The organism is Bradyrhizobium sp. 147, from assembly GCF_023073935.1.
In the GTDB taxonomy this organism is placed as follows: Bacteria; Pseudomonadota; Alphaproteobacteria; order Rhizobiales; family Xanthobacteraceae; genus Bradyrhizobium.
Map to the genome: position 1 here is coordinate 48133 of NZ_JADPKL010000042.1, position 21710 is coordinate 69842.

Genomic DNA, 21710 nt, shown 5'->3' on the forward strand with positions numbered 1-21710 from the left:
GTCAGAACCCGTAGAGCCGCGCCGGATTGTCGACCAGGATCTTCTTGCGCACGTCCGCATCTGGCGCCCATACTGGCAACTGGTTGAGCAGACGTCCGTCGTCGATCTGATAGAGCGGCGCGATGTCGGTGGGCTTGCGTCCCTCGACGCGGCTGGAATCCGGATGCGGCCAGTCGGTGCCCCAGACGATGCGGTCCGCGTTCGCCGCGATCAGCGCCTTCGCGAAGGGCACCATATCCTGATAGTCGGGAGCGAGCTTTGATGAACGGTAGGCGGCCGAAATCTTGACATAGGCCTTGCCGGATTTCACCAGCGCCACGAGATCGGAAAAGCCCGGCTGCTCCAGGCCCCGCGAGGCTTCGAGGCCGCCAAAATGGTCGAACACGACGGGCACCGGCGCAGTCTCGACGAGGTCCTTGATCGCCGAGATCATGGCGAGCGTGGTGTAGAGTTGCACGTGCCAGCCGCGCGCCTTCATCCGTTCAACGGCGGCAGTGAAGCGCGGTCTGCCGACATTGGGGTCATTGACGCCGCCGGTCGCAAGATTGAGGCGGATGCCGCGGAATCCGTCCTGATGCATCGTGTCGAGTTGGGCCTCGGTGGTTTTGTCGTCGATCACGGCCACTCCGCGCGCGGTCGCGCCGCGTGCTTTCATGCCGAACAAGGTCGATGAATTATCGGTGCCGTAGACGCTTGGTGTCACGATCACCACCCGCTCGATATGCAGCGCCTTGTGCAGCGCGGCCATCTCTTCGGGGCTCGCCGGCTCCGGCGTGTAGACGCGCCCTGCGAAGAACGGAAACTTTTCGACATCGCCATGGATGTGGGTGTGGCAGTCGCAGGCATGCACCGGGACATCGAAATTGATCGGCGTCTCAGGCTGCGCCGCACGGGCGTTGGCTCTGTTGGTCATGGCTACTCCGGCGCCAAGGGAGGCGAAGAGGACGCCGCGTCGGCTGAGCATGGTTTCTCTCCCTGTAATACTATCTTTGGTAATAGGGCTGGGACAGTATCACATCGGCCCGGCAGCCGCTCCACTCCGCTGCATAGCTGCTCAACTAGGTCTGCAAGCGGGCGTGAGCCGTCAACACGCACGATCGGGTACGTCAAGACGGGCGAGCAGGGCGGAGCGCTGGAGATACTGCGCCGCCGGCTGCTACTGCCCCGACGGCGTGCGCAAGCCGTGCCAGGCGTCGCGGACCTGGTGGTAATGCACCTCGGGCAGGTAATCCGGCGTGTTCAGGTTCAACGTTTTGACATCGAGATGGCCGACCGCGCTGAGTAGCGTGTAGGAGGCGATGACGCGGTCGCGGTTGGCGCTGATGAGGCGCGCCTTGGCCTGGATCAAGTCGGCTTGCGAGTTCAGCACGTCGACCGTCGTACGTTGTCCGCCGGCGGCCTCGCGCTGCACGCCCTGGAGCGCGACGGTGGCCGCCTTCACTTCGGACTCCGAGGCTGAGACCGTGATCTTGGCGCCTTCATTGGCAACCCAGGCGCTGATTGCGGCCGTGCGCGCCTGATTGCGCACCTGGTCGAGCACGAGCCGGCTCTGCGCCGTGATCTCCTTGGCCTGCCGGGTCTGCGCCGCGGCCTGGCCGCCGTCGTAGATCGGGGCGGTGACGTTGGCGACAATCGAGGCCTGATCCTCGGCGAAGGTGCCGAGCGTCGGGTCGTTGTTGCGGCTCTTGCTGGCGCTGCCCTGGATGCTGGCGCTCGGCAGCAGCGTGCCTTCGGCGATGCGGATGTTGGTGGAGGCGACGTCGACGTCGAAGCTTGCGGCCATCACCGCCGGATGCTGGCGGATCGCCATCGTCATGGCGTCCTCGCGGCTCTTCGGCAGATAGCGGTCGACGGCTTCGGCCGGCCGAAGCTGCGACGGCGCGTTGCCGATGACCTGCGTATAGGTTGCCTGGCTGACGGCGAGCGCGACTTCCGCCGCGTTGAGATCGGCAAGGCCGCGGTTGAGGCGCGCCTCGGCCTGGGCGGTATCGGTCGGTGTGACATCACCGGCGTTGAGGCGGCGCTGGGTGACGGCGAGTGTTTCGCGCAGGAAGGCGACGTTCGAGCGCTGAGCTTCGACCAGCGACTGGTTGGCGAGCACGTTGGTGTAGGCGGTGACCGCGTCGAGCAGCACGCCCTGGCCGACATTGCGCAGCGCCTCGCGGCCCGACTGCACCTGGAGTTCGGCAGCGCGCACGCTGTTGGCGGTGCGGAAGCCGTTGAACAGGGTCTGCGTCACGGTGACGCCGATGATCCAGGGTTTCAGATTGGCGGTCTGGATGGTGTTGTCGGGCAGCAGATTGCGCACCGATTGCAGGCCCGCGCTGAGGCTCGCCACGATCTGCGGCCGGTAGCCGGCCAGCGCCTGCGGCACGTTCTCGTCGGTGGCGCGCTGGCGCGCACGCTCGGCATTGAGCTGCGGATTGGTCTGATAGGCTTTTGCCAATGCCTCCGGCAGGGCTTCGGCCCATGCCGCGGAGGGAAGGGCGCACGCGAGCGCCAGCGTGGTCCATGTCGCAAGCACATGACCCGCGCCCGATCGACGTCGCGTCAAACCGCGACTAGCTCTGGCGGTACGCCCAATCATGTAATCCCGCTTAACCCCGGCTGTCCGCCCCCGCCGACGATGGCCTCTTAGCTGTTTAGCCAGCCGAGGTCCCGCAGGCAAACTGCCGCGGGCAAAACCTCCATGTATTCCGTGCTTGTTGCAGGCACGTCACAGGATGTGCGCAGGAGAGCGCCAGAGCCTTACACCAGCCTGACCGGTATGTGCGCTACCGGTTCTTGTTCACCGGCTTGCGCTTCTCGATGAACGCCGCCATGCCCTCGGAGCGGTCTTCCAGCGCGAAAGTCGCGTGGAACAGGTTGCGTTCGACGCTCATACCCTCGGCGAGCGTGGTCTCGAAGGCGCGGTTCACCGCTTCCTTGGCCATCGCGGCGGCAGGGCGCGACATCGCCGCGATCTTCTCGGCTGCCGCCATCACCTCGTCCATCAGCTTGTCGGCCGGCACGATGCGGCTGACGAGGCCACTGCGCTCAGCCTCCGCCGCATCCATCATGCGGCCGGTGAGGCAGAGGTCCATCGCCTTCGATTTGCCGATTGCGCGCGTCAGGCGCTGGGTGCCGCCGATGCCTGGAATGGTGCCGAGCGTGATCTCGGGCTGGCCGAACTTGGCGGTATCGGCGGCGATGATGAAGTCGCACATCATGGCGAGCTCGCAGCCGCCGCCGAGCGCATAACCCGCGACTGCCGCAATGGTCGGCTTGCGGCAGCGCGCGACGCGGTCGCCGCCGATCGCGGCAAAATCCTCGGAGAACATGTCGATGAAGCCTTTCGGCTGCATCTCCTTGATGTCCGCGCCGGCGGCAAAGGCCTTCTCGCTGCCGGTCACGACAATGCAGCCGATGGCCTCATCGGCCTCGAGATCGTCGACGGCGGCCGCAATCTCGCGGAAGACGCCGAAAGAGAGCGCGTTGAGCATCTTCGGCCGATTCAGCTTGATGATGCCGACCGCGCCTTTGCTTTCGACGATGATGTGTTCGAACGTACTCATGTTCCACCCACGTTTCTGATTGGGTGGGCAATGTGCCCGCTGGCGCGGTGGGCTTCAAGGGGCAGGACGCAGGACGCGCGGGGCGGTGCGTCCTGGCGGAACTGACGGTCAGGCCATGAACATGCGCGCGGCCGAGGCCAGCGTCAGAAACGTGCCGACACCGATGAAGATCTTGCCGATCAGGGAGCTCTGGTCCCAGGCCGAGCTCTGCTGGCTGCTTGCGATCACCGGCGTGGGGCGCGGCTGCGCTTCGGTTGCAGCGACCACGGCCTTCTGCGCCGGCGGGTTGTCCTGTTGCACGGCGCGGTCGATGTCGTTGAGCTGATCGGGGGCCACCACCTGGGTCTCGGCCTTGGGTGCGGTGTTATTGGGGGTGTCATCGGCCGCCGCCTGGACGTTGTCGTTGGCACGGCCCGTCATCGCAGAGGCCGCGGCAGCGGTCGGCATATCGGTGGCGGTGAGCTGCGCATGGGCGTTGGCGACTTCCGGCGGCATCTGGGTTGAGGCGGTCCCGTCTGTGCCGGCCTTGGGCTCGGAGGTATTTGCCGCAGTGTCCTTCTTGTCGGCCTTGTCGTCGGACTTTTGCGCCGTCTTGCTGCTGGCGCGGCGCGACTCATGGTGCCGCTGCTTGCTCGGCTTGGCCGTGTCGGCCTGATTGCCTGCGCTGTCGGATTTGCTGCTTTCGGCTGAGTTCGGCGCCGCCTGTGCAACGCCGCCAAACAGCAAGAAAAGCCCGGCCACAAGGATCAGGGCCGCGCGCCCGCTGGCTTTGATCATGTTGACGATCTCCCCAATTCCGCCCGTCCCAAGAACGAACAGAGACCCTGGGGCGTGACGACAGCGGGGCAGAAAATGGGAATCTTCGGGCTCCACAGGGCGAAAACGGGGCAATCGCCCCTCGCGGCCGGCCGCCGGATGCGGGCCGGGTTGATAGGTGTTATGAGGCGTCGCGGGCTCTTACGGCCGCACCGGAGACGGAGGCTTGGCGTCGATCACGAATCCGTGATCGCGCGGGCGCTGGGGTAACAAATTGAAAGAGCGGCCGAATTGCATGGTGAGGGGCGCGCGTGCGCGGACGTGAGGATGAATGGACCGGCCTGATGCGGTCGGCCATGGCTGGCGATAATGCGGCGTATCATCGCCTGTTGAAGGCGGTTACGCCGGTGCTGCGCGCTGCTGCGAGACGTGGGCTGGCGCGGGCAGGCCAGTCTCCCGACCAGGCCGAGGATATCGTGCAGGAGATTTTGTTGGCGGTTCATCTGAAGCGGCACACCTGGGACAGCGAAGCCCCCTTCGCGCCTTGGCTGTTCGCGATCGCCCGCAACAAGCTGATCGATACGCTGCGGCGGCGCGGCAGGCGCGTCTTCGTCAACATCGACGATTTCGCCGAGACGCTGCCGGGCGAGGCGCCGCAGGAGACGGCTTCGGCGGGCGAGGTCGCCGCCCAGCTGAGCACCCTGCCGGAGCGCCAGCGCGAGGTTTTGCAGTCGATCGCGGTCGAGGCCGCCTCGATCAAGGATACGGCGGCAAAGTTTGCGATGAGCGAAGGTGCGGTGCGGGTCGCGCTGCATCGTGGACTTGCTGCACTGACTGCCAAACTGCGGGACCACTAGACATGGATACCGATCAACTCATTCGCTCGCTCGCGGCCGACAACGTCCATCGCGCGCCGCGCGTCGGCACCGTCCTGACCATGGCACTGCTGGTGGCCGCGCCGCTGTCGATCCTGATCTTCGCGACGTTCCTCGGTGTGCGTCCGGACATGATGAGTGCGATGCGCAACCCGTTCTTCGACATGAAGTTCGCGGTGACGCTGTCGCTCGCGATTCCCGCCATCATCGTCAGCCTGCATCTGTCGCGTCCCGAAGCCCTGCTGCGCGGCTGGGGCTGGCTCTTGCTGCTTCCCGTCGGACTGCTTGCTGTGGCGATCGGCAGTGAGGCGATGATGGCGCCAGCCATGCCGATGACGATGCGCTTGATGGGCAAGAACTCCAGGGTATGCCTGTTTGCGATCCCCGCGATGGCACTGCCGCTGCTTGCGGGAGCGCTGTTCGGCCTGCGCCACGGTGCGCCGTCGCGCCCGGCGCTCGCCGGCGCGCTCGCCGGGCTGTTGTCTGCCGGGCTGGCCGCGACGCTCTACGCTTCGCACTGCACCGACGATTCGCCGCTGTTCGTCGCGACCTGGTACACGATCGCGACCGCGGTGGTGACCGCGATCGGCGCGGCAGTGGGCTCGAAAGTCCTGCGGTACTAGCGCGCCGGGCTTCACGTCGCCGGCGTCGTGCTCTGCTGCATGCGGTAAAAGCGCAGTACCTGCTGCGCGGTCGATGAGCGCAGGGCCTCGTAGGTGTCGCGCAGCGTCAGCATGTCAGTCTGCGAGCCGCCGGAGAGCTTCTCGCGCATGGCGATGATGGCGCGCATGCTCGACCATGACATGCCGGCGACCTTGGCGAGGATCATCACGCCCTCGGTCCGGCTGTCGATCATTATGGTCTCGGCGGTCTCGATCGCGACGCCCGCGAGAGCTGCGAGTCCCGCATTGGTCTCGTCGAACTTGCCCTGCTCGGCGAAAGTGCTGACCTGAAATTCGTTGAGGCGACCGTCCTCGTGCAGCGACTTCACCAGCGCGCGCGCCATCTCGGTCTGCCTGGTCGTGGCGGCGGCGCGGACCCGCTGGGCGGCTTCCTGGACAACGCTCGACACCTCCTCCGCGAGCCCGGGGTGTGCGGCCTCTAACTTCTTGCGCACGCTCAAGGAAGCCTTTGCGATCAGCTTCAAATAGTGATGACGCGGCAGGTCGGGTCGCAGACCGATGCAGGTGGCGAGGTCATCGTCGCGTTCGGCGCGGTTAACGAGGTCGGTGAGACTTCCCTCCGACAGGCGCGCGCCCGGATTGCTGACGGTCGACTGCACCACGTCCTCGTTGCCGCGCGTCACCAACACGTCGGTCAACGCCTCCGATAGCACCCGCCGCAGCGAGATCGCCTTGAGATGCGCCTGGCCTCTGCTGCGCGCGATCTCGATCAGTGTCGCTTCGTCCAGCCGTTCCGATTTCGACAGCACGGGGCCGGAGACTTCGATGACCTCGTCGAGCGCGAGCGTACGGATGATCTTGGGCGGCGCGGACGCGATCGGTGCGAGGCGGTCGGCGAGCAGCGCTCTGGCCGAAACCTCGATCTGCTCGATCAGGCACTGGAACACGTCGTCGAACACGCGGACGTGGTCGTCGGAATAATCCACCGCGTTGCCCACGAAGAGATCGGTGACGCGGCGCAGCGTCTCGACCCGGCGCGCAACGGTGCCGTGGGAGAGCGCCGCCTGCAATTCCTCGAGCAGGTTCTCGGATGACGTTGCGGATTTCGATCTCATGGCCCTGTCCTGGAGCGTTCGGTCCGGCGCCGTCTTCTCACGCGTCGGAAAAAATGAATTGGTCAGTCCGTTATAACGCGGTTGCGCCCTTGCGCCTTGGCGGAATAGAGCGCGCGGTCGGCACGCACGAGAAACGTGTCGGCAGTATCGTTGTCGCGCAGCGTCACGACGCCAGCGGAAATGGTCACGCGCATGCCCGGGGAAAATGCATTCCAGTCGAGATCGGCGACGATTTGGCGCAAGCGGTCGAGCATGCGCGATGCCGCCGCGCCATCCGTTCCGGGCAGCAGCAGCAGAAATTCCTCGCCGCCGTAGCGGCCGAAGCAGTCGGCCGGGCGGATGTTGGCAAAAATGGTGATCGCGAAGGTGCGCAGCACCTCGTCGCCGATGGGATGGCCGTGGGCATCGTTGATGCGCTTGAACCAGTCGAGATCGATCAGCGCGATCGCGCAAGGCGTTGATGCCTGCCGTGACTCTTCGATCGCGGTGTCGAGAAGCCGCATGATGCAGCGGCGATTGTAGGAGCCGGTGAGTTCGTCGAGCTCGGCCAGCTCCTCGATGCGCTGATAGGCGGCCTTGAGCTCGATGCTGCGCCGGTACAGGATCTTGCGCAGCGTTGCGCCAAAGAGGCCGAGGGTGGCGCACTGGCCGATCACCAGCACGAAGCACAGCATCGAGGCGGTCCGCTGCAACCGAGTCGTAACGGGCAGGCCGATCGGCAGATCCGAGCCCAGAAAGACTACGACGAGCCCGCAGGTGGTAAGGCCCCAGGTGACCATCGCCTGGCTCGACGTCATCCGCAGCGTACCAAACGCGAAGATCAGAAACAGCACGGCGAGGAAGGCGACCCCGACCGTCGGTACCGCGAGCAGGAACACCAGTTGCAGCGTCGTATGCGCAGATATCTGGAAAACGGTGAGGTAATGATCTTCGAACCGATCACCGAAGCCGGCTTCCGACAGCACAGTGAACGTACCGATGATCAGGAGGCCGCCGAGCCAGAACAGCGACGGCACGCCCATGGAGATCGCGCCGTCATAGGCGTACAGCAGCAGGACCGAGGCCCCGAGCGAGTAGCTCGCGACCTGGCCGACATACATCTGGCGGCGCTGCCGGGCCCGCCGGGCCACGACTTCCGGAGCCGCCGCCTCGCGCGCGAGGACGAGATCCGCGACTTCAGCGGCATTCCTCTCCGGAAAGGACGTCGCGGCCGTGTTCATTATCCTGCCGATGGTGGATGTCAGCCCACAAATCTACGTGGCAAGCCTTTAGGTTTGGTATCCTTCGGAACCGAATCCGTACGGTGCGTTCCAGCCATGGAACATTTGCGGGTAAGGACATCTGCCGGCCATGAGGCATCGAGTACCGGTCGAGCTAAAACGGGGGTCGCGCGACACACGTCGTGCAGGGCTGCTATGGAGCGAGACTTGGCCACGCTGGCTGTGCCAGACCCGCTTTCTGCTAGGGAAAAATTTCAGTATTATGCTACCGATATGGACTGAGATGGCAGACCGCAACGGGCGGAATACGAACAATGCATGTATGTGGGGTAGATCACATCGGCTCGCGTATGACTGCGGTAAGTTGAAGAATTTCGCCCTTTCGGTCGAACCGTCCGCCGCATCGACCCGACCAATCTTGCGAGACGGCCTTTGAGCGTGACACAGGCGGCTTCGGACGAGGTCCTCATCGCCAGGATCGCTCAAGGCGACCGGCTCGCCATGCAGGTGCTGTACGGGCGGCACCATGTCAGGGTTTACAGGTTCGGGCTCAGGCTCGTGCGGAATGAGCAGGCGGCGGAAGACCTCATCAGCGAGGTATTTCTCGACGTCTGGCGTCAAGCCGGCAAGTTCGAGGGTCGATCCGCTGTTTCCACCTGGCTGCTGGCAATCACCCGATTCAAGGCCCTGTCTGCGCTTCGGCGCAGGAAGGATTTTGAGTTGGATGAAGAGGCCGCCAACGCGATCGAGGATACGTCCGACGATCCAGAAACGCTGGTGCAGAAGAAGGATACCAGTGAGGCGTTGCGGGAGTGTCTGACGGGTCTCTCGCCGGAACACCGGGAAATCGTCGATCTCGTCTACTACCACGAGAAGTCCGTGGAAGAAGTGGCCGAGATCGTCGGGATACCGGAGAACACTGTGAAGACGCGCTTGTTCTATGCGCGCAAGAAATTGGCCGAACTGCTGACGGCAGCCGGCGTTGAGCGAGGCTGGCCATGATGGCGTTGAGCAAGAAGATGCTGGAGCATGAGCCCAGTGAAATTGAACTGCTGCTGCCCTGGCACGCCGCCGGCACGCTGAACGCGCGCGATGCCCGCCGCGTCGAGGAAGCGCTGGCGCGCGATCCGGAGCTCGCGAAGCAATATGCCGCGATCCGCGGCGAGTACGAAGAGACCATTCATCTAAACGAGAGCCTGGGGGCTCCGTCCGCGCGCGCGCTGCAGAAGCTGTTCGCCGCGATCGATGCCGAGCCGGCGCGGGCGATCGGTTCGCTGCCGCTGTCCGCGCGCATTTCGACCTTCTTCGCGAGCCTGTCGCCGCGGACGCTGGCATGGTCGGCGAGCCTCGGCGCCGTCGCGCTCGTGCTGCAAGCCGGAATCATCGGCGCCGTGCTGATGAAGAACCAGCCGGCGACCTTCCAGACGGCTTCGCTCTCGACCAGCGCGCCGATCACACGCGAGCTTGGAAGCACGGCCGCGCCGGCGCGTGCGCTGGTGCGCTTCACTCCCGAGGCGCGCATCGCCGACATCACCGCGCTGCTCGACAGCTATCAGGCGTCGATCATCGACGGAGCCAAGGGCGGCATGTTCCGCCTCCAATTCAACAAGGCGATGAGCCAGGACGAGCTCGCCTCGCTGCTCGGCAAGATGCAGCGCGAGAAGTTCGTCAATCTGGCCGTCGCGACGCCCTGACCGCGCCGCTGAACCGATGACGCGCCAGTCGGAGAGCAGGGTACGCGCCGGGGCCTACGCGACTTCGATCGGAGCCGCGCTGCTGCTCACAGCCTGTCTCGGCGTCGAGCTTGCGCGGGCGCAGGCGACCATGCGTACGCCCACGATCAGCGTTCCCTCGCGCACGCCGACCATCTCTCCGAGCATTGCCCCGCGTGTGAGCCCCGGTGTCGCGGCGGCGCGCGCGGTCGGCGTCGGCCGCGGTCCGCGGACGATCCCGGCCATTCCCCACACCACGTCGTCGCGCATACGGCCGACGCCGGTAATGCCCTATGCGCGCTATTCGCCGAACCTCTATCCGGCCTGCACCGCACCCTACCGCGATGCCGGCGGCGAATGCCTGGCGCAGCCGAACGCGGGCGGCGAGGGCGGTGGAAAATCAGTCAAGAAGAGCGCCGGCAAGGGACGCGGCAACAGCACGCCGGCCGCGGTCACCTCGCGCAGCTTCGCCAAGGAGTTCGTCGCCGAGATCCACGGTGCGCTGTCGCCGGCCGAGGCCGACGAGCTCGCCCGTCGCCACGGCTTGACGCGCGTCGCCTCGGAGAATTTCCCGCTGATCGGCGCCACTTTGGGCCTGTTCCGCCTCACCGATGTCCGGCCATACGAGACGGTGCGGCGCGAATTCGCGGCCGACGGCAGTGTGCGCTCGCTTCAGCCCAACTTCCGTTATGTGCTCCAGGACCAGAAATCGTCGGGGCCGACCGAAGGCGATCCTGCGCAATATGCACTGACAAAGCTTCGCCTGCCGCAGGCGCATACGCTGGCGCACGGCGCCAACGTCACGGTTGCCGTGATCGATTCCGGGATCGACGCCAGCCATCCCGAACTCGCCAATTCCATCGCCGACAATTTCGATGCGCTCGGCACCACCGAGGGACCGCATGTTCACGGCACCGGCATCGCGGGTGCCATCGTCGCGCATGGCCGGCTGATGGGTAGCGCGCCCGAGGCGCGCATCATCGCGATCCGCGCCTTCGGCGGCCCTGCGGGCGGGGCCGAGAGCTCGTCCTACATCATCCTGCGCTCGCTGAACTATGCTGCCGAGCACGGCGCGCAGATCGTCAATATGAGCTTTGCGGGCCCCAAGGACGCCGTGATCGAGCGGGCCATCGCGGCGAGCGCCGCGCGCGGCCTCGTGCTGATCGCGGCCGCCGGCAATGCCGGGGCAAAATCGCCGCCGCTCTATCCCGCCGCCAATCCCAACGTGATCGCGGTGAGTGCGACCGACCAGCAGGACCGGCTGTTCACCGCCTCCAATCGCGGCAACTACATCGCGGTCGCAGCTCCCGGCGTCGACATCTTCCTGCCGGCGCCTGATGGCAAATACCAGATGACGTCCGGAACCTCGTTCTCCGCCGCCTGTGTCTCCGGCGTCGCGGCGCTGCTGCTCGAGCGCAACCATGCCTTGAAGCCGGAAGCGCTGCGCACGACGCTGGCGAAGACCGCGCGCGATCTCGGTCCACCCGGCCGTGATGATCTGTTCGGCCACGGCGAGGCCGATGCGTTTGCCGCGGTCATGGCCGTTCCGGCCGACAGTGCGGCGCCGGTTGCGGCGGCATCCGGTACAACAAAACGTGAAGATGCCGGGAAGCGTCCCGACGAGTCCGGCATCCGCGCCATCGAGCGACCCTCGTTGTCGAGCGCAGACGAAAAATCCGCGATTTCTCAGGCGGATAGGCCGGGGACGCGGTAGCGGCTGCGACAAGACGCGCGCGCCCGCCGAAGGTCAAAAAAGCGAACGCCGCGTTGAACGTTCAGCCAGCTGCCACGACCAAATTATGTGGGAGCGGTCATCCCTCCCCATCGGTCATATCAGGCGCGAGCGCCCATCCACCCCAAGCGCCCATATGGCTCGACCCGTCCGGTTGTCCCCCCGGACGGGTCTTTTCTTTGTGGGCATCCAATTTAAAGCGTCGCGATCGTTCAGCTTCCGGTTGAAGGATCGCATCCGCGTCCGTCGCGTCGCTCGCGCGGCATGCGGCAAGCCGGTCATGCTTGTGCGAAGCTTGACTCGAAAACACAGCAAATCTCCGCACGATTACGGTGCTCGACGGCGGACGCGGTGTCGTTGCTGGACAAGTCAAAACTTTTCCACAAAATAATCATGTCGCGTCTAAATTGATTCGTGTGCGTTGCGTCCCCGCGTCCGTGTTTTCTCCTGACGGGCTGGTTCATGACACATCGCCAAGAAGTCGTTCGCGACGTGGCCGTTAGCCGCGACATTGCGGCACGCTGGTGCGCTCTCGCGGAGCAGCGGCTGCAACATCTCTCCGAAATGTTCGAAACCGGACGCTGGCGCCGCTACCACTCCGAGATCGCATTTCTCGAAAATATCCAGGAGGCCAAGCGTGCGGTCCAGACCTGGCGCGCCCTTGCAACGGGTGCGGACGTCGCTGCGGCAGCCGCCAGCGTGACGCCCGCCTTCGGGTGGTCGCCGGCGACGATGCCGCGCGTGTTTCCGCGCGAACAACAGGCGCAGACCGTGCAGCCGAAGGCCGTCCACATCGCGCCCGAGACCGCGGTGCCGGTCAGGCTCGATCCCACGCCGGACGTTCTCGCCGACATTACCGAAACCCCGATCGCACCGCTGTCCGCGCCGCCCGCGATGGCACCGCGCGCGGCACCTGCCATTATGCCGCCGCCAACGGCGGCAACGCTACTGCCGCAGTTCTCCCCACCCGCCGCCGAAATCGTCGCCGGCCCCGAGCGCGTCGTCGAATTCACCTTCAGCCTCGATGGCCTGGAGGCCAAATACCCGCTGCTGCGCAACGCGTTCTAACGCCGCACCGCATTCCCGCCGACCACCACCTGCGCGAATCGCTGCGCGCCGTCGGCCGACAGGTCGGACGTGACCGCGCGCGCGTGGTCCAGCCCGACCACGGCGCCGCGCGGGGTCTCCGAGATCATGTTGTTGTTGACGAGCGCGGTGCCGGCGCCGGGCATCACGGAGACGCCGACGCCGGCCAGCGCCTTGCGGATCACGTTGCCGGTGATGGCGACGTCGCGCAGATACTTGCCCCAGCCGGCGACGATGCCGTAGGACGGCGCGTTCTCGATCACATTGCCGGTCACCGAGGAATCCGCCTCGATATAAATGCCGACGCCGGCATCGTCGTCCGGCGCGGTGCCGATCGGCCGTTTCGGTATCAGGTTGCGGATGATGTTGCCCTGGACCACGGCGATGCGGCCACCCTCGTTGAAATTGCAGACGGAGACGCCGACGGCGGCGCCGTCGACAATGTTGTTGGCAATCACCGCGGCCTCGAACGCGAACTCCGAATAGAGCGCGACTTCACGCACGTCGCTGACGCTGTTGCCGGTGATATGGATGTTCGAGGCGGAGTTGCCGCGCACGGCGGAGTAATCGCAGTTCCTGATGCGGTTGCCGCGCACGATCACGTTGCCGGCGCGAAAGGCATTGATGGCGTTGCCGTACTGGCCGGAGCCGCCGGGGCCGGCCTTGATGTCCTCGATGCGGTTGTCGGCGACCAGCGTGCCGTCGTCGCCGATCGCGGTGCGCAGAATCTCGATGCCGTTATCGTTGGTGCCGGTGATGGTGTTGCGGGAGACGCTGAGGCCATGGGCATCGAACGAGACGACCGCCGTCATTGCGATATTGGAGAAGATGTTGCCGGAGATGTCGCCCGAGACCTGCTCGAGCCAAATGCCGCTGCCGCCGGAGCCGATCATCACGCAATCGGTGATGCGGACGTCGCGGCCGCCGAGGACGTGGATCAGGCCGCGCCGCGTCGGCAGCGGAATGTTACCACCATCGAACGTGATGCCGGTGAGACCGATCGAGTCAGCGCCGTCGCTCTGGATCGCCGACGCGCCCCCAGTGAAGACGAATTTCGTCGCACCGCGCACGCCGATCAGCTGCCCGCCGCTCGGTACTCGTAATAGTCCAGTGCGGTAGATGCCGGGCGGCAAGGCGAGCGGCATCTGCGCCCGCGCGCTCTCATCGATCGCACGTTGGAGCGCGCGGGTCTGGTCCTCGCTGGCGCCGGGCCGCACACCGTATTGCGTGGCGTCGCGGCCGAGCAGGGAGGTCAGCGGCGCCGCGCGCGCAGCATCGGCCGGCACGGCGAGCGCGCCGGCGATGCCAGCGGTCGAGGCTCCGATGAGATGACGGCGATTGAGGTCCATGACGCGTCCTCCGGCGGACGCGGGAGGTGTCCGCGGGGGACTAGGTAGCTCAGGACCGCCGGTGGCGTGAGGATTGTTCGCGGTAGGGTTAAATGTTTACGCAAGCAGGGTGCGGTAGGGGTTACGGCCCCAACGTGTTCCGTTCCTTCCGCGCCAATCGCACCATCTCCATCAGCATCGCTTCGCCCGCATCCACCAGTTCCTCCAGCGTGATCCGGGCTGCGCTCTTGCGGCGCACTGCGCCGCTGCGCGCGAGCAGCGGGATGTGGATGAACGCCGCAAGCCTGGGCCCGCCTGCTCTCACGTTCTCGATCGCGCGCCAGCTCAGATAATTGCAGAGATAGGCGCCGGCATCGCGCGAGGCGCGCGCATCGATGCCGGTGAGGCGTGCGGCGCGCAGCAGCCTTGCGGTGTGCGGACCGAACGTCATCGCGTCCGCATCGCCGGCGATGCCGCGCTTGCTCGATCGGGTGTTGGCGGCATCCGGCCAGAGCATGGTGACCGCATTGCGGGCGCGGGTCTCGATGCGCAAGTAAGGCGTGCGCGCGGCGAGGCCGAACATCAGAAGCGCATCCGGCTTCACCTTCGCGAGCACGTCAGGCAATTGCCGGTCGACCGCAGCATAGGTGACCGGGAAGATGTGGCTTGCGATCGCGACATTATCGAGCGCCGGGCGGCGCAGCTGCGCCAGCCGCGCTACCAGCGGCTGGGTCGGGTTAAAGGGCGCGCCGGGAAACGGCCCGAAGCCGGTGAGGAGAATGCGGAGCTTTTCGCTCATTGCAGCAGCTCCAGAATCTGCTCCGCGGCGAGGGCCGGCGTGAGGTGGCCGTCGGCCACCTCGGCCTCGATCTTCCGGACCTTGGTGCGCACCGACACCTCGCTGCGCAGCCGCGCCAGCATGCGCTGCTCCAGCATCGACCACATCCATTTCACCTGCTGATCGCGCCGCCGCGCGGCAAACTCGCCGGATGCGCTCATCGCCTTGCGGTGATCAAGGATCCTCTGCCAAATTCTCGCGATTCCGTCGCCGGTCAGCGCCGAATAGGTCTCGACCGGTGGGTGCCAATGCTCGGACCGCGGCGCCAGAATGTGCAGCGCGCCGCGGTAGTCAGCGGCGGTGATCTTGGCGCGCTTGAGGTTGTCGCCGTCGGCCTTGTTGATGGCGATCATGTCGGCGAGCTCGACCAGGCCCTTCTTGATGCCTTGCAGCTCGTCGCCGCCGCCCGGCAGCATAAGTGCGAGGAAGAAATCGGTCATGTCGCAGACCGCCGTCTCGGATTGGCCGATGCCGACGGTCTCGACCAGCACGACGCCGAAGCCTGCGGCTTCGCAAATCAGCATTGCCTCGCGTGTCTTGGCCGTGACGCCCCCGAGCGTGCCCGAAGACGGCGAGGGGCGGATGAAAGCATCGGTGGAAACCGACAGCCGCGCCATCCGGGTCTTGTCGCCGAGGATCGAGCCGCCGCTGCGCGCCGAGGACGGATCGACCGCGAGCACTGCGACCTTGTGGCCCTGTTCGATCAGATACGTGCCGAGCGCGTCGATCGTGGTGGACTTGCCGACGCCCGGAGAGCCGGTGATGCCGACGCGCACCGCCTTGCCGGAGTCAGGCAGCAGCATCTGCACCAGTTCGCGCGCCAGCGCCTGATGGTCGGCGCGCCGGCTCTCCACCAGCGTGATGGCCCGCGCCAGCGCCGCGCGGCTGCCGGCGCGCACGTCACGGGCGAGGGACTTGGTGTCCGGCGAGGCCTTCTTCTCGGTCATGCCTTGCTTTACAACGGCCCGGCTGGGCAGGCGAGGGCGCTCGCAAATCACCGGGATGTTGCCGTCGCCGTCTGGGGCGGTTTCATCTTGCGCCACGCCCACACCATTACCGGCCACAGCAGCGCGCCGATCGCCATCGCGGCGAGGATCGCCGCGACCGGGCGCTCGAAGAACGGCAGGATGCTTCCGTCCGATTTGATCAACGACGTGACGAAAGCCTGCTCGACCATGGTGCCCATGACGATGCCGAGCACCATGGCTGCCACGGGATAGCCGTTCGCTTCCATGACATAGCCGATCACGCCGAAGGCGGCGACGGTGACGACGCCGAACATGTTGTTGCCGATCGCGAACGAGCCGACCGCGCAGCACAGCATGATGATCGGCATCACGGTGGAGCGTGGCGCCAGCAGGATGTAGGCCGCGACCCGGATCATGGCGATGCCGAGCGGGATCATCATGATGTTCGCGATGATGAACATCAGATAGATCGCGTACATGCTCGACGCCTTCTCGGTGAACAGCGTCGGGCCGGGATTGAGTCCCTTCATGTAGAGCACACCGATCGCGATCGCGGCGATGGTGTCGCCGGGGATGCCGAACAGCAGCGATGGCACCCAGCCGGAGGCGATGCTGGCGTTGTTGCTGGCTCCGGCCTCGACCAGGCCTTCGACGTGACCGGTGCCGAACTTTTCAGGCTCCTTCGAGAAGCGCTTCGACATCGCGTAGGAGACCCAGGCGGCCATGTCGGCGCCGGCGCCGGGCAGCACGCCGATGATGATGCCGACGATATTCCCGCGCGTCATCTGCCAATGATACTTCTTGGTCAGCTTCCACTGGCCGGCCATGATGCTTCCGAATTTTCGTCGCGGCAGCGGTGGCGGCTCGGGCGTTAGCATCGCGCGCATCACCTGCGCCACCGCGAACACGCCGACCAGCGCCGGGATCGGTTCGATGCCGCCGAACAGATCGGTGAGGCCGAAGGTGAAGCGCGGGACGCCGCCGGGATTCTCGATGCCAATGCAGGAGACCAGCAGGCCGATGAACATGCCGGCGATCGCTTTCACGGGCGAGGAGCGCGCGACCAAAGTGGCGCACATCAGGCCGAGCAGCGCCAGCCAGAAATATTCGAACGTCGAGAACGACAGCGCGATCTCGGCCAGCGGCGGCGCCAGGATCATCAGCGACAGCACGCCGGCGATGCCGCCGACCGCGGAGAACCAGACGCCGGCCCCAAGCGCGAGCTCGGCCTGGCCCTTGCGGGTCATGGCATAGGCTTCGTCGGCATAGGCGGCGGAGGCCGGCGTGCCGGGAATGCGCAGCAGCGCGCCGGGAATGTCGCCGGAGAAGATCGCCATCGAGGAGGCCGCGACGATGGTCGCAATCGCCGCGATCGGCGACAGGTAAAAGGTGACGGGGACGAGCAGGGCGGTCGCCATCGTCGCCGACAGGCCCGGCAGCGAGCCGATCACGAGCCCGTACACGGACGCCGCGAACATCGCGATGATGACCTCCCAGGTGGAGATCAGTGCGAACGCATCAATCAGGGTTTTCAGCATGGGATTACCAGGGCGTCGGCAGCAGGCCGGCCGGTAGCGGCACGCGCAACAGCTTGCCGAAGATGAGGTGGATGGCGAACGGCGAGAGCGCCGCGAGCGGCAGCGCCAGCTTCCACTTCGCCCCCAACGCGGTCGAGGTCACGTAGACCATGATCGCGGCAGTGAGGATGAAGCCGAGCCGGTCGGCGGCAAAGACGTAGAACAGCAGCAGCGCCGGCGGCAGCAAGGCGCGAAAGCCGTAGAGCTTGCCCTGCGGCGGCGGGCTGGCGGCCTGGCCGTTCTCGAGCGGGACCAGCTCTTCCTCCTCCTCGAAGGAATGGCCAATGCCGAACACGATGGCGAGCCCGCACAGGGCGAGCCCGGTGCCGATCACCAGCGGAAACACGTTGGGGCCGACCGGCTGCCCCGGCACCGGCGGCAAGATCCAACCGCCATAGGCGGCGGCCGCGCCGAGTGCGACGAGAAACGATCCCGTGACGGAGTCGGGAAGACGCATGGGAGAATCCTATGAGAAGTGCACTTCCTCTCCCCGCGTGGGTTGGGCTAGCGCATATGACGAAGCTGCTCGGCCTGCATGGTTCGAGACGCCCGCTTTCGCGGCCTCCTCACCATGAGGGTCTGATATCTCGCCGCAAAACGCGACCTCATCCTGAGGGCCCGCCGTAGACGGGCGTCTCGAAGGATGGGCTGCAAGCGAGCTACTCGCCACGCTCTTCATATGCGACAGCCCTGCCGCCCGCGCGGAGAGGTGAAAATCACGCCTTGCTCAGGCCCGCCGCCTTCATCGCCTCGCCCATCTGGGCGTCGCCCTTGTCCATGAAGGCGGCGAAATGGGCGGCATCGCCCCACACGGTGCCGAAGCCGCGATTGCTCATGAAGTCCTTGAACTCGGCGGAGTCGTAGACCTTCTTCAGCGCTGCGGTCAGCTTCGTTGCGATCTCCGGCGGCAGGTTCTTCGGGGCGCCGATGCCGCGCCAGGCACCAGTCGCGTAGTCGATGCCCATCGCCTCCTTCAGCGTCGGCACATCTTTGAAGATCGGGTTGCGCGCCGGCGCCATGATGGCAAGGCTCCTGGCCTTGCCGGCCTCGATGATGGCCCGCGCCTCCGGCACCGAGCAGGTGGTCAGGTCGAGGCCACCGGCGGCGAGATCCTGCATCGCGGGCGCTGCGCCATTCGACGGCACCCAGGCGACCTGGTTGGCAGGCAGGCCCATCGCCTGCATCCAGCCGACCAGCGCCAGATGCCAGATGCCGCCCTGGCCGGTGCCCGAAGCCTTGAACTTGCCCGGAGGCGCCGCCTTGATCGCGTCGGCGAGTTCCTTGACCGTCTTGTAGGGCGAGGAGGAGGAGACCTGGATGCCGGGCGGATCCTCGTTCATCAGCGCCAGCGGCGTGTAGCTCTTCGGCGTCAGGTCGGTGAGGCCTTGCCAGTGCATCATCGAGATTTCGACCGTGAGCATGCCGATGGTGTAGCCGTCGGGCTGCGCGCTCGCGATCGCGCTATGGCCGACGACGCCGGAGCCGCCGGTGCGGTTGACCACGTTGAAGGGCTGGCCGAGATCCTTCTCCAGCAGCGCCGCGACGATGCGCGCGGTGGCATCGGTGCCGCCGCCCGCGCCCCAAGGCACGATGACGGTGACCGGACGCGCCGGATAGGCTTGTGCGCGTGCCGGCTTGAACCCGAAAGCGGCGGATGCCGCGACCGCGGCAGACGAGGCCGCAAAGGCGCGGCGGGTGATCTTGGACATTGAATGCCTCCCAGCGGCGCCCGTGACGTCGAGCGCTCTTGTCAACGGCGGCATTCTAGTCGGCTTTGCGGCGGCGCCGCAAGGTAGCGCTACCAGCGAGATCGCCGTTTGTGTGAAACCCATCGGACGGCAGTCGGAGATCGGGTGGGTTTTGCCCGCGCAAGTCGCCAACCTCAGCGCGCAACAAGAGCCAAGGCAAGCCATGACCCAAGCCTATTACAGCACCGTGCTGGACCAGCCACTGGACGAAGTCTGGTCGCTAATTCGCGACTTCAACAACTATCCCGCTTATATCGACGATAATCGTCGCGGACGCGCGAGCCGAAGATGGCGAGCTTCGATACGCCCTTGCCTTTGATGGCATCCGCGTTCTTGTATTGCAGCAATGATTTCGTCAGGTGTCATGGACACAACCTGGCCGGGCGCACGACCAGTCCATCACTACTCCGCCGCCTCGCTATGCCCAAGCCGGACGTTCAGCTTGCGGATCAGTTCCTCCGCCGCATCGGCGATCACGGTGCCCGGCGGGAAGATGGCTTCGGCGCCGGCCGCGTACAGCGCGTCGTAATCCTGCGGCGGCACTACGCCGCCGACGATGATCATGATGTCGTCGCGGCCCTGCTTCTTCAGCGCGGTCTTCAGTTCCGGCACGGCGGTGAGGTGGGCGGCGGCGAGCGAGGAGACGCCGAGGATGTGCACGTCGTTCTCGACCGCCTGCCGCGCAGCTTCGTCGGCAGTCGCGAACAGCGGCCCAATGTCGACGTCGAAGCCGATGTCGGCGAAGGCTGACGCAATCACCTTCTGGCCGCGATCGTGGCCGTCCTGGCCGATCTTGGCCACCAGGATGCGCGGGCGGCGGCCTTCCGCCTCCTCGAAGGCGTCGATCAGCGCCTGAACCTTCTCGACCTGGTTACCCATGCTGGACGCCTCCCGCTTGTAGACGCCGGTAATGGACTTGATCTCGGCGCGATGCCGGCCGAACACCTTCTCCATCGCCTCCGAAATCTCGCCGACGGTCGCCTTGGCGCGCGCCGCGTCGATGGCGAGCGCGAGCAGATTGCCGTTGCCTTCTCTGGCCGAGCGCGTCAGTGCGGCGAGGGCGGCATCGACGTCCTTCTGGTTGCGCTCGGATTTCAGCCGCGTCAGCTTGTCGATCTGCAAGCGGCGGACATTGCTGTTGTCGACTTTGAGGATCTCGATCGGCGCCTCGTCGGTCGGCTTGTACTTGTTGACTCCGATCACGGCCTGCTTGCCGGCATCGATCCGCGCCTGCGTCTTGGCCGAGGCCTCCTCGATGCGCAGCTTCGGCACGCCCGCCTCGATCGCCTTGGCCATGCCGCCGAGCTCCTCGACCTCCTGGATGTGGCTCCAGGCCTTGGCCGCGAGGTCGCGCGTGAGCCGCTCGACATAATACGAGCCGCCCCAGGGATCGATGATGCGCGTGGTGCCGCTCTCCTGCTGGAGGAAGAGCTGGGTGTTGCGGGCGATGCGCGCCGAGAAATCGGTCGGCAGCGCCAGCGCTTCGTCGAGCGCGTTGGTGTGCAGCGACTGGGTATGGCCCTGGGTGGCCGCCATCGCCTCCACCGTGGTACGCATCACGTTGTTGAAGACGTCCTGAGCGGTCAGCGACCAGCCTGAGGTCTGGCTATGCGTGCGCAGCGACAGCGAGCGCGGGTCTTTCGGATTGAATGGCTTCAGCAGCTTCGCCCAGAGCAGGCGCGCGGCGCGCAGCTTGGCGACCTCCATGAAGAAGTTCATGCCGATCGCCCAGAAGAACGACAGGCGCGGCGCGAAGCGGTCGACGTCGAGGCCTGCAGCGAGGCCGGCACGCAGATATTCGACGCCATCGGCCAGCGTGTAGGCGAGCTCGAGGTCCTGCGTCGCACCGGCCTCCTGCATGTGATAGCCGGAGATCGAGATCGAGTTGTATTTCGGCATCTTCTGCGAGGTGTAGGCGAAGATGTCCGAAATGATCCGCATCGATGGCGCGGGCGGATAGATATAGGTGTTACGCACCATGAATTCTTTCAGGATGTCGTTCTGAATGGTGCCTGAGAGTTTTTCCGGCGGCACGCCCTGTTCCTCGGCGGCCGCGACATAGAGCGCGAGGATCGGCAGTACCGCGCCGTTCATGGTCATGGACACGCTCATCTGGTCGAGCGGAATCCCTGCGAACAGCGTACGCATGTCGTAGATGGAATCGATCGCCACGCCGGCCATGCCGACGTCGCCGCCGACGCGCGGATGATCGCTGTCATAGCCGCGATGCGTGGCGAGATCGAAGGCGACCGAGAGGCCCTTCTGTCCGGCCGCGAGATTACGGCGATAGAACGCGTTGGAATCCTCTGCCGTGGAGAAGCCGGCATATTGCCTGATGGTCCAGGGCTGGTTGACATACATGGTTGGGTAGGGGCCGCGCAGAAAGGGCGCGATGCCAGGATAGGTCTCGAGGAAATCGAGGCCGGCAAGATCGGCCTCGCCATAGGCCGGTTTCACGAGGATGCCCTCGGGCGTCAGCCACGGCTCGGCGCTGCCGGCCGGCGCGGCGGTGGCTGTCCGCGCGAAGGCGACGTCGGCGAAATTGGGAATGCGGCTCATGGTCTCAACCATATCATAG

Annotated in this window: 20 protein-coding genes; 7 read left to right on the plus strand and 13 right to left on the minus strand. The window is 65.8% G+C overall.

Annotated elements, in window-relative coordinates:
- Position 1: 1 nt before the first annotated feature.
- From IVA87_RS09540 to IVA87_RS09555, 4 genes are all read right to left on the minus strand, one after another.
- On the minus strand, positions 2–964 hold the full coding sequence (locus IVA87_RS09540; protein WP_247301303.1) for an amidohydrolase family protein: 963 nt from the start codon (positions 962–964) through the stop codon (positions 2–4).
- Between the two features lie 192 nt (positions 965–1156).
- Positions 1157–2587, minus strand: coding sequence for a TolC family outer membrane protein (locus tag IVA87_RS09545; RefSeq protein WP_247301302.1), 1431 nt, complete (start codon positions 2585–2587; stop codon positions 1157–1159).
- A gap of 187 nt (positions 2588–2774) precedes the next feature.
- Positions 2775–3554, minus strand: a complete 780-nt coding sequence (locus IVA87_RS09550; RefSeq protein ID WP_247301301.1) for an enoyl-CoA hydratase — start codon at positions 3552–3554, stop codon at positions 2775–2777.
- A 108-nt stretch (positions 3555–3662) separates the two neighbouring features.
- Positions 3663–4331, minus strand: coding sequence for a hypothetical protein (locus tag IVA87_RS09555; protein WP_247301300.1), 669 nt, complete (start codon positions 4329–4331; stop codon positions 3663–3665).
- Positions 4332–4621: 290 nt separating this feature from the next.
- Between IVA87_RS09555 and IVA87_RS09560 the strand changes: the two genes are divergently transcribed.
- Together IVA87_RS09560 and IVA87_RS09565 are read left to right on the plus strand one after the other, a co-directional pair.
- Positions 4622–5167 carry a sigma-70 family RNA polymerase sigma factor gene (locus IVA87_RS09560; RefSeq protein ID WP_247301299.1) on the plus strand — a complete coding sequence of 182 codons (546 nt, stop codon included), beginning with the start codon at positions 4622–4624 and terminating at the stop codon, positions 5165–5167.
- A 2-nt stretch (positions 5168–5169) separates the two neighbouring features.
- Positions 5170–5808 (plus strand): DUF1109 domain-containing protein, encoded by a 639-nt coding sequence (locus IVA87_RS09565; RefSeq protein ID WP_247301298.1) that lies wholly within the window; start codon positions 5170–5172, stop codon positions 5806–5808.
- A gap of 11 nt (positions 5809–5819) precedes the next feature.
- Here IVA87_RS09565 and IVA87_RS09570 read toward each other — a convergent pair whose 3' ends face one another.
- Both IVA87_RS09570 and IVA87_RS09575 read right to left on the minus strand, forming a co-directional pair.
- The gene (locus tag IVA87_RS09570) at positions 5820–6923 is read right to left on the minus strand and encodes a DUF2336 domain-containing protein (protein WP_247333447.1); all 1104 of its coding nucleotides are present in this window, start codon (positions 6921–6923) and stop codon (positions 5820–5822) included.
- 62 nt (positions 6924–6985) lie between these two features.
- The gene (locus IVA87_RS09575) at positions 6986–8143 is read right to left on the minus strand and encodes a GGDEF domain-containing protein (protein ID WP_247333448.1); all 1158 of its coding nucleotides are present in this window, start codon (positions 8141–8143) and stop codon (positions 6986–6988) included.
- 432 nt (positions 8144–8575) lie between these two features.
- Here IVA87_RS09575 and IVA87_RS09580 point away from each other — a divergent pair, with 432 nt between their 5' ends.
- The 4 genes from IVA87_RS09580 (at position 8576) to IVA87_RS09595 (ending at position 12655) form a co-directional block, all read left to right on the plus strand.
- Entirely contained in the window at positions 8576–9145 is a 570-nt protein-coding gene (locus IVA87_RS09580) for a sigma-70 family RNA polymerase sigma factor (RefSeq protein WP_247301295.1), read from the plus strand.
- The gene (locus tag IVA87_RS09585) at positions 9142–9837 is read left to right on the plus strand and encodes a hypothetical protein (RefSeq protein WP_247333449.1); all 696 of its coding nucleotides are present in this window, start codon (positions 9142–9144) and stop codon (positions 9835–9837) included. Before IVA87_RS09580 ends, IVA87_RS09585 begins: the two co-directional genes overlap by 4 nt.
- Positions 9838–9853: 16 nt before the next feature.
- Entirely contained in the window at positions 9854–11569 is a 1716-nt protein-coding gene (locus IVA87_RS09590) for a S8 family serine peptidase (protein WP_247301293.1), read from the plus strand.
- A gap of 510 nt (positions 11570–12079) precedes the next feature.
- Positions 12080–12655, plus strand: a complete 576-nt coding sequence (locus IVA87_RS09595; protein WP_247333528.1) for a TIGR03809 family protein — start codon at positions 12080–12082, stop codon at positions 12653–12655.
- Here IVA87_RS09595 and IVA87_RS09600 read toward each other — a convergent pair.
- From IVA87_RS09600 to IVA87_RS09625, 6 genes are all read right to left on the minus strand, one after another.
- Positions 12652–14022: a TIGR03808 family TAT-translocated repetitive protein gene (locus tag IVA87_RS09600; RefSeq protein WP_247301292.1), complete on the minus strand. Its 1371-nt coding sequence runs from the start codon at positions 14020–14022 to the stop codon at positions 12652–12654. The two genes, IVA87_RS09595 and IVA87_RS09600, sit on opposite strands and share 4 nt — an antisense overlap.
- A 121-nt stretch (positions 14023–14143) precedes the next feature.
- On the minus strand, positions 14144–14800 hold the full coding sequence (locus IVA87_RS09605) for a pyroglutamyl-peptidase I (RefSeq protein ID WP_247333450.1): 657 nt from the start codon (positions 14798–14800) through the stop codon (positions 14144–14146).
- On the minus strand, positions 14797–15786 hold the full coding sequence (meaB, locus tag IVA87_RS09610; protein WP_247301290.1) for a methylmalonyl Co-A mutase-associated GTPase MeaB: 990 nt from the start codon (positions 15784–15786) through the stop codon (positions 14797–14799). Before meaB ends, IVA87_RS09605 begins: the two co-directional genes overlap by 4 nt.
- A gap of 47 nt (positions 15787–15833) precedes the next feature.
- A complete protein-coding gene (locus IVA87_RS09615) occupies positions 15834–17345 on the minus strand; it encodes a tripartite tricarboxylate transporter permease (RefSeq protein WP_247301289.1) in 1512 nt (503 codons plus the stop codon).
- Positions 17346–17349: 4 nt separating this feature from the next.
- On the minus strand, positions 17350–17841 hold the full coding sequence (locus IVA87_RS09620) for a tripartite tricarboxylate transporter TctB family protein (RefSeq protein WP_247301288.1): 492 nt from the start codon (positions 17839–17841) through the stop codon (positions 17350–17352).
- A gap of 259 nt (positions 17842–18100) precedes the next feature.
- Positions 18101–19093, minus strand: a complete 993-nt coding sequence (locus IVA87_RS09625; RefSeq protein WP_247301287.1) for a tripartite tricarboxylate transporter substrate binding protein — start codon at positions 19091–19093, stop codon at positions 18101–18103.
- On the opposite strand from IVA87_RS09625, the gene IVA87_RS09630 reads away from it, so the two are divergent.
- On the plus strand, positions 19086–19451 hold the full coding sequence (locus tag IVA87_RS09630) for a hypothetical protein (RefSeq protein WP_247333451.1): 366 nt from the start codon (positions 19086–19088) through the stop codon (positions 19449–19451). The genes IVA87_RS09625 and IVA87_RS09630 overlap by 8 nt on opposite strands.
- 83 nt (positions 19452–19534) lie before the next feature.
- Here IVA87_RS09630 and scpA read toward each other — a convergent pair whose 3' ends face one another.
- Positions 19535–21691 (minus strand): methylmalonyl-CoA mutase, encoded by a 2157-nt coding sequence (scpA, locus tag IVA87_RS09635; RefSeq protein ID WP_247333530.1) that lies wholly within the window; start codon positions 21689–21691, stop codon positions 19535–19537.
- Between the last annotated feature and the right edge of the window lie 19 nt (positions 21692–21710).

Excerpts from the sequence above, each read along its gene's own strand:
- IVA87_RS09600 (WP_247301292.1), bottom strand. The coding sequence starts at position 14,022 with ATGGACCTCAATCGCCGTCATCTCATCGGAGCCTCGACCGCTGGCATC.
- IVA87_RS09555 (WP_247301300.1), bottom strand. The coding sequence starts at position 4,331 with ATGATCAAAGCCAGCGGGCGCGCGGCCCTGATCCTTGTGGCCGGGCTT.
- meaB (WP_247301290.1), bottom strand. The coding sequence starts at position 15,786 with ATGACCGAGAAGAAGGCCTCGCCGGACACCAAGTCCCTCGCCCGTGAC.
- IVA87_RS09545 (WP_247301302.1), bottom strand. The coding sequence starts at position 2,587 with ATGATTGGGCGTACCGCCAGAGCTAGTCGCGGTTTGACGCGACGTCGA.
- IVA87_RS09620 (WP_247301288.1), bottom strand. The coding sequence starts at position 17,841 with ATGCGTCTTCCCGACTCCGTCACGGGATCGTTTCTCGTCGCACTCGGC.
- IVA87_RS09605 (WP_247333450.1), bottom strand. The coding sequence starts at position 14,800 with ATGAGCGAAAAGCTCCGCATTCTCCTCACCGGCTTCGGGCCGTTTCCC.
- IVA87_RS09550 (WP_247301301.1), bottom strand. The coding sequence starts at position 3,554 with ATGAGTACGTTCGAACACATCATCGTCGAAAGCAAAGGCGCGGTCGGC.
- IVA87_RS09625 (WP_247301287.1), bottom strand. The coding sequence starts at position 19,093 with ATGTCCAAGATCACCCGCCGCGCCTTTGCGGCCTCGTCTGCCGCGGTC.
- IVA87_RS09575 (WP_247333448.1), bottom strand. The coding sequence starts at position 8,143 with ATGAACACGGCCGCGACGTCCTTTCCGGAGAGGAATGCCGCTGAAGTC.
- IVA87_RS09565 (WP_247301298.1), top strand. The coding sequence starts at position 5,170 with ATGGATACCGATCAACTCATTCGCTCGCTCGCGGCCGACAACGTCCAT.
- scpA (WP_247333530.1), bottom strand. The coding sequence starts at position 21,691 with ATGAGCCGCATTCCCAATTTCGCCGACGTCGCCTTCGCGCGGACAGCC.
- IVA87_RS09615 (WP_247301289.1), bottom strand. The coding sequence starts at position 17,345 with ATGCTGAAAACCCTGATTGATGCGTTCGCACTGATCTCCACCTGGGAG.
- IVA87_RS09570 (WP_247333447.1), bottom strand. The coding sequence starts at position 6,923 with ATGAGATCGAAATCCGCAACGTCATCCGAGAACCTGCTCGAGGAATTG.
- IVA87_RS09540 (WP_247301303.1), bottom strand. The coding sequence starts at position 964 with ATGCTCAGCCGACGCGGCGTCCTCTTCGCCTCCCTTGGCGCCGGAGTA.
- IVA87_RS09585 (WP_247333449.1), top strand. The coding sequence starts at position 9,142 with ATGATGGCGTTGAGCAAGAAGATGCTGGAGCATGAGCCCAGTGAAATT.
- IVA87_RS09590 (WP_247301293.1), top strand. The coding sequence starts at position 9,854 with ATGACGCGCCAGTCGGAGAGCAGGGTACGCGCCGGGGCCTACGCGACT.